Source organism: Mycobacterium sp. (assembly GCF_046095365.1).
Lineage (GTDB): Bacteria > Actinomycetota > Actinomycetes > Mycobacteriales > Mycobacteriaceae > Mycobacterium.
On record NZ_JBJTJF010000162.1, the window covers coordinates 1 to 7,272 of the forward strand.

The 7,272-nt window shown below is 68.5% G+C and carries 6 protein-coding genes; 4 read left to right on the forward strand and 2 right to left on the reverse strand.

The features are described 5' to 3' along the window. From ACKOQ4_RS12465 to ACKOQ4_RS12480, 4 genes are all read left to right on the forward strand, one after another. A partial coding sequence (locus tag ACKOQ4_RS12465; RefSeq protein ID WP_526292253.1) for a glycosyl hydrolase family 18 protein occupies nucleotides 1-3,326 on the forward strand: 3,326 nt, incomplete at its 5' end. Between the two features lie 108 nt (nucleotides 3,327-3,434). Further along, complete coding sequence (locus ACKOQ4_RS12470) at nucleotides 3,435-3,668, forward strand: hypothetical protein (protein WP_526292255.1); 234 nt, start codon at nucleotides 3,435-3,437, stop codon at nucleotides 3,666-3,668. Between the two features lie 38 nt (nucleotides 3,669-3,706). Beyond that, on the forward strand, nucleotides 3,707-4,924 hold the full coding sequence (locus ACKOQ4_RS12475) for an acyl-CoA dehydrogenase family protein (protein WP_526292263.1): 1,218 nt from the start codon (nucleotides 3,707-3,709) through the stop codon (nucleotides 4,922-4,924). Continuing rightward, nucleotides 4,921-5,721 carry a tyrosine-protein phosphatase gene (locus ACKOQ4_RS12480; RefSeq protein WP_526292257.1) on the forward strand — a complete coding sequence of 267 codons (801 nt, stop codon included), beginning with the start codon at nucleotides 4,921-4,923 and terminating at the stop codon, nucleotides 5,719-5,721. Before ACKOQ4_RS12475 ends, ACKOQ4_RS12480 begins: the two co-directional genes overlap by 4 nt. A 21-nt stretch (nucleotides 5,722-5,742) precedes the next feature. Here ACKOQ4_RS12480 and ACKOQ4_RS12485 read toward each other — a convergent pair whose 3' ends face one another. Then, nucleotides 5,743-6,222 (reverse strand): DUF456 family protein, encoded by a 480-nt coding sequence (locus ACKOQ4_RS12485; protein WP_526292259.1) that lies wholly within the window; start codon nucleotides 6,220-6,222, stop codon nucleotides 5,743-5,745. Nucleotides 6,223-6,240: 18 nt separating this feature from the next. Next, on the reverse strand, nucleotides 6,241-7,101 hold the full coding sequence (locus ACKOQ4_RS12490) for an SDR family oxidoreductase (protein ID WP_526292261.1): 861 nt from the start codon (nucleotides 7,099-7,101) through the stop codon (nucleotides 6,241-6,243). Between the last annotated feature and the right edge of the window lie 171 nt (nucleotides 7,102-7,272).

A 7,272-nucleotide genomic window follows, 5' to 3' on the forward strand; every position in this document is an offset into this window, starting at 1 on the left:
TCACCAACGACGACAGCACCACCCCGCCGCCGGTCACCGGGGACCGCTGGGGCAAGGCGTTCTACGCCCCCTACGTCGACATGGGCGGCTGGCCGGTTCCCGACCTGCTGGCGGTCAGCCAGACCAACGGCGGCGGATCGCTGTTCACCGCGGCCTTCATGCAGGCCACCCCCGACGGCAGGCTGGCCTGGGCCGGGCTCAACGCCTTGGAACCCAGTGCCGCCAACGACCAGGCGCAGTCGATCAACCGGTCGATCAAGGCGCTGCAGGCCGCCGGCGGGGACGTGATGATCTCCCTCGGTGGGCAGGCCGGAACATCCCTGGCGCAGTGGGGGGCGACCCGCGGAATGACGGCCGCCCAACTGGCCGGCGCCTACGCCGGGGTGATCGACACCTACGGCGTGAACCACCTCGACTTCGACATCGAAGGTGCGGCGGTGGCCGACCCGGCCTCGATCGCCCTGCACAGCCAGGCGCTCAAACTGCTGCAGCAGTCAAAGCCGGCCGTTCAGATCTGGTACACCCTGCCGGTGCTGCCCAGCGGTCTGACGGCCGACGGACTGAAGGTGGTCGACTCCGCCCTCAAGGCCGGGGTAACCCTGGCCGGGGTGAACGTGATGGCGATGGACTACGGCGAGTCCGCCGCGCCGACCTCCGGGCCGTCGGCGAAGAGCATGGGCGCCTATGCGATTCAGTCCGCCGAATCGACCTACTCTCAGCTGAGCAAGCTCTACGGCGGATACGGCAGGAAATTCGCCTACAGCCAACTCGGCGTGACGCCGATGCTCGGCGTCAACGACATCACCACCGAGGTTTTCACCCTCGCCGACGCGCAGGCGGTCGAGGACTACGCCCGCGCCAAGGGCCTGGGCATGGTGGCGCTGTGGTCGGTCACCCGGGACACCCCGGGCCCGCTGGGTGTGTCCACCTACACCCACTCCGGCATGAGCGCACCGGCCGGCAGCTTCGCCAGACTCTTCAACGACTACGGCACGATCAACACGCTGACCTACCCGGGTTCCGGCACCGGAGGGGGCTCGAACCCACCGGTCACCGGCGGCACCACCACCAAGATCACCTGGTCCTGGGGCACCGATACGGTTCTGAACTTCAAAACCTCCGCGGACAAACTGGACTTCGGCTGGTTCCAGCCCGCCAACTTCGACGTGACCGAGGTTTCCGGTTCGACGAAGGTCACGATCGTCGGTAACAACCAGAGCTACACCCTCAGCGGGGTCCCCCTGGGCCAGATGAGCATCAACAACATCATCGCCCTGGATTCCAACACTGTGGCCAAGTGGCAGAACGCGATCGCCAATGCCGGAGTCTCGGCACCCACACTGTCGATCGCCGGCGCCACCGTGGTCGAGGGCAATTCGGGTTCGACGACGATGCCGTTCACCGTTGCGCTGTCCAAGGCATCGACCGCACCGGTCACCGTCGGCTACGCCACCGCCAACGGAACCGCCACCGCAGGCCAGGACTACACCGCCGCTACCGGCACCCTCACCTTCGCCCCCGGCGTCACCACCCAGACCGTCAACGTCGGCGTCACCGGCGACACCACCGCCGAGCCGACCGAGACGTTCACCCTGACGCTGACCAACCCGTCGGGAGCCGTCGTGGCATCGGCGGTTGCCACCGGCACCATCACCGACGACGACGTCGTCGCGACGCTGCCGACGGTGTCGATCGCCAACGCGTCTGTCACAGAGGGCAACTCGGGTACCGCGACGATGGCGTTCACCGTGTCGCTGTCGAAAGCGGCCGCCGGCGCCGTCACCGTCGGCTACGCCACCGCCAACGGAACCGCCGGCGCAGGCCAGGACTACACCGCAACCTCCGGAACCCTCACCTTCGCCCCCGGCGTCACCACCCAGACCGTCAACGTCGGCGTCACCGGCGACACCACCGCCGAGCCGAGCGAGACGTTCACCCTGACGCTGACCAACCCGTCGGGAGCCGTCCTGGCGTCGGCGGTGGCCACCGGCACCATCACCGACGACGACGCCGCCGGCCTGCCGATCACCGCGCAGAACAAGGTGATGGCGGCGTATTTCCCCGAATGGGGGATCTACGGCAGGAATTTCCAGGTGGCTGATGTGCCGGCCGACCAGTTGACGCACCTGATCTATGCGTTCCTGAACGTGACGCCGGCCGGCGAAGTGGCGATCTACGACAGCTTCGCCGCGGTCGACAAGCGGTTCGCCGCCTCCGAGACGGTCTCCGGCGAAGCCGACCAGTGGTACTACCCGCCGAGCGATCCCCGCTCGACGCAGACCGTGTGGGGCAACTTCAACCAGCTTGCGCAACTCAAGCAGAAGTACCCGCACCTGCGGGTGAACATCGCCATCGGCGGCTGGACGCTGTCCAGGAACTTCAGCACCGCCGTGTCAACCGCCGCCGGCCGGGAGAAGCTGGCCACCTCGATCGTGAACTTCCTCGACACCTACCGGATGTTCGACGGCGTCGACTTCGACTGGGAGTACCCGGGCGGCGGCGGGCTGGACGGCAACTCAGCCAGCCCCGGCGACGGCGCCAACTACGCGGCGCTGCTCAAACTGCTGCGCACCAAGCTCGACGTCCTCGGTCAGCAGCAGGGCCGCCGCTACGAGATCACGGTGGCTTCGCCTGCCGGCTACGACAAGATCGCCAACTTCAACCTCGCCGGCCTGGCACCCAGCGTGGACTTCTTCAACCTGATGTCCTACGACTTCCACGGAACCTGGGAGAAGACCACCGGCCATCAGTCGGCATTCACCGGCGATCCGAACGGCTACGACATCCAGACCGCGGTCGGGCTGTATCTGAAGGCCGGCGTCACCCCGAACAAGATCGTGCTGGGAGCTCCGCTGTACACCCGGGGCTGGAGCGGCGTTGCCGACGGCGGCGACGGCGGCTACCTGGAGAGCTCGAGCGGCGGGGCTCCGGGAACCTTCGAGGCCGGTGTCTACGACTACAAGGACTTGTTGCGGCAGCTACAGGACCCGGCCGGCGGCTGGAAGCTCTACTGGGACGACAACGCCCAGGCCGCCTATCTCTACAACGGCGCGCAGAAGCTGTTCAGTTCGTTCGAGACACCCACCTCGATCGCGCAGAAGGCCCAGTGGGCCCAGGGCCTTGGCCTGCGCGGGATGATGTTCTGGGATATCACCAACGACGCTCTCGACTCGCCGGAGAGCCTCGTGAGAGCGGCGTATTCCTCCTGGGTTCTGCACGACGACCTGGCCAGGATCCGCTCCCGCTCGAACCTCAAGGGTGAAATGGTCATCGGCGGCGACGGGGTGATCACGACGTTGCCGGCGGGCACGTCGGCGAAGGTCTGACGGGTCGGCGCCGGCTGCGCGTCCCCCGATCGGTGGACGCCGCTGTCCTCCTGTTAATCCTCCGTCCGGACGACACCGGGGGGTTCCGCGTGGGCAGACGCTGAAGTCATGAACACAACGAAGACCACCGGCATCCTGGCCGCAGCACTGGTTGCGGCGGGCATCCTGATCGGCGGCGCCGCCGAACTCTCCACCGGCCACATCCGGTATCTGGCCGACTACGGCTCGAACGTCACCGCCGAGAACGCGGAGAGGCAAGCCGAGTCCAAGGGGGTCCGGCACATGGGCGACCACGAGGACGCACCCGGCTACTTCGAGCGGATGGACGGGACCGGCGAGTAGTCCCGGGGGTGCCCTATCGTGGCGATATGGATTTCGCCCTGTCAGCCAAGGCCGCCGACTACCACAAACGCCTGACCGACTTCATGGTCGAGGAGGTCTTCCCGGCCGAGAAGTTCTACGAGGAATACCGGGCCGCCGCCGGCCCGGGCGACTTCACCGTCCCCCCGGTGGTGGAGGAGTTGAAGGCCAAGGCCAAGAGCCGCGGTCTGTGGAATCTGTTCCTGCCCGCCGAGTCCGGTCTGACCAACCTGGAGTACGCCCCGCTGGCCGAGCTGTCCGGGTGGAGCACCGAGATCGCCCCGGAGGCCATCAACTGCGCCGCACCCGACACCGGGAACATGGAGGTGCTGCACATGTTCGGCACCCCGGAGCAGAAGAGGCAATGGCTGGAGCCGCTGCTGGCCGGGGAGATCCGCAGCGCGTTCTCGATGACCGAGCCGGCGGTGGCCTCCAGCGACGCCCGCAACATCCAGACCGAGATCACCCGAGACGGCGACCACTACGTCATCAACGGCCGCAAGTGGTGGACCTCCGGCGCCAACGATCCGCGCTGCAAGATCCTGATCGTGATGGGCCGCACCAACCCCGACGCCGCCAGCCATCAGCAGCAGTCGATGATCCTGGTGCCGGTGGACACCCCGGGCGTCAACATCCTGCGCTCGACGTCGGTGTTCGGCTGGCAGGACCAGCACGGCCACGCCGAGATCGTCTACGACAACGTGCGGGTGCCGGCCTCCAACCTGCTCGCCGAGGAGGGCATGGGTTTCGCCATCGCCCAAGCCCGGCTGGGGCCGGGCCGCATCCACCACTGCATGCGCGCTATCGGGGTGGCCGAGCGTGCACTGGCACTGATGACCGAGCGCGCCCGCACCCGGATCGCGTTCGGCAAGCCACTGGCCGAGCAGGGCATGGTGCAGCACGCGATCGCAGTGTCCCGCAACGAGATCGACCAGGCGCGGCTGCTGTGCGAGAAAGCGGCGTGGACCATCGACCGGCACGGCAACCGGGCGGCGTTCGCCCTGGTCTCCCAGATCAAGTCGGTGGCCCCGCAGATGTCACTCAACGTGATCGACCGGGCCATCCAGATTCACGGCGGCGGCGGGGTGAGCGACGATTTCCCGCTGGCCCGGATGTACGGGTGGCAGCGGGCGATGCGGATCTTCGACGGTCCCGACGAGGTCCACTTCCGGACCGTCGCCAAGGCCGAACTCGGCCGAGAGCCGTCGGCGATGGCTGCGTCGGCGATACGCGGGTGACTACCCCGCACCAGAGAATCTCCGGCGCATGGAATTTCCGGGACGTCGCCCAGGCGACCGGACTGGCGCCGGGACGACTGTTCCGGTCCAGTGAACTGAGCAGCCTCGACGAGGCGGGCCGTCGCGCGCTGGCCGAACTCGGTGTCACCGATGTGGCCGACCTGCGCTCGCCCGCCGAGGTTTCCCGCCGCGGCGGCGGGGCGGTGCCCGAAGGTGTTGCGGTGCACAATCTTCCGTTCCCGGAGGTGTCGCACCACCACGAGGGCGAGGCGCCGCACGAGTCAAGCTGGAACAAGATGATGACCGAGTACTCCGAGGAGGACCCCGGGGTCGCGGCGCGGCGTTGGATGACCGGCGAGTACGAACGCTTCCCCACCCTCGGCGGGGCACGGCGGGCGGTGCGCCGGATCATCACCATGCTGGGTGCGGGACGCCCGGTGCTGGTGCACTGCTTCGCCGGTAAGGACCGCACCGGCTTCGCCGTCGCGGTGGCGCTGGAGGCCGCCGGGGTGCCGGCCGACGCGGTGCTGGCCGATTACCTGCGCAGTAACGACGCCGTCGGCCCCCTGCGGGAGGCGATCCTGGCCACCATGCGCAGCCGCGAGGGGATGACCGAGGAGGTGCTGTCGTTCGCCGAGTCCCGGCTCACCGACGAGGTGCTCGGGGTGCGCGAGGAGTATCTGGTCAGTTCGCGGCGGGTGCTCGACGAGACCCACGGCGGGCTGCACGGGTATCTGCTGGCCGCCGGGGTGAGCGAAGAGGACGTGGCGCGGTTGCGGGGCCGACTGCTGGGCTGAGCATCCAGGTGTAGCGGGCCGTCAGGCGAACACCCCGACGACCCACGCCGCCGTCGCCAACAAGGCGGCAGTCAGCTCCACCCCCACCGACAGCGCAACCCCCTTGATGGCGTGCACGGTTGAGGCCCATGCCCGGCGCCGGTCGCGCCGTCCGACGAGTTCGGCCAGGAACACTCCGAGCACGAATCCCACCAGCAGACCCGCCACCGGGATCACGAAGAATCCGACCAGAGCGCCGAGCGCCCCCGCGGCCAGGGTCCGGCCGCTGACGTCGGCGGCCTTCATCCGCTTGGCCGGCCACAGGTACTTCACCAGGATGCCCGCGGCCAGGATCGCGGTGGCGACGCCGAGCACCACCCAGGCCGGTGTGGTTCCCACCACGAATGCCCACACCGCGATGGCCGCCCAGACCAGCAGCGTGCCGGGCAGAAACGGCACCAGGATCCCCACCAGGCCGACCGCGATCGCGACCGCCACGAGAACAAGCCCGCCGGTGCTCACCCCGTCGCCGTATTCCAACTACAGCCGGAAGGCTGCCGGCTCCGGCGCGGAGAGGTCGTCGATGGTCGACCACTGGGCGGCGACGTCGTCGACGGTGGGAACGTGGTCGAAGGTGACGCCGGAGTTCTGGAACAGCGCCACGCGCTGAACCTTGCCGCCGCCGGCGATGAACACCGAAGCGGTGTCGGGCACCTCCTCGGTGCACAGGTAGGCGACGATCGGCGCGACGTACTCCGGCGTCAGCTTCTTGAACACCTCCGGCGGCAGGATGTCCTCGGTCATCCGGGTGGCCGCGATCGGCGCCATGGCATTGGCCTTGATGTTGTACTTGGCGCCCTCCTGGGCGAGGGTGTTGATCAGGCCGACCAGGCCGAGCTTGGCGGCGCTGTAGTTGGCCTGACCGAAGTTGCCGAACAGCCCGCTGGTGGAGGTGGCCACCACGATGCGGCCGTAGCCCTGCTCGCGGAAGTGCGGCCAGGCGGCGCGGATCACGTTGTAGCCGCCGTAGAGGTGCACCTTGAGCACCGAGTCCCAGGCCTCGTCGGTCATCTTGTGGAAGGTGCCGTCGCGCAGGATGCCGGCGTTGCTCACCACGCCGTGGATGGCGCCGAACTCCCCGACAGCGGTCTTGACGATGTTGGCCGCGCCCGCGGCGTCGGCGACGCTGTCGTAGTTGGCCACCGCGCGGCCGCCGGCGTCGGTGATCTCGGCCACCACCTGGTCGGCCATCGAGTGCCCGGCCCCGCTGCCGTCCCGGGCACCGCCGAGGTCGTTGACCACGACGCTGGCGCCCTCTTTGGCCAGCGTCAGCGCGTACTCGCGGCCCAGGCCGCCGCCTGCGCCGGTGACGACAATGACTCGATCCTGCACTCCGGGCATGAGGGTCCTTTCTCTGGTTGGGGTCATGGTAACCAGCCGTGTCGCAGGCCCATTCGGACCGAGCCGCCCGGCTGCTCGCCGGGGACTGATCTAGCCCCGGAGCTTCTCGGCGACCACGAAGGTGGAGAACCCGTCCTGCTGGTCGGGCACCTCCACCCAGCGTTCCAGCCG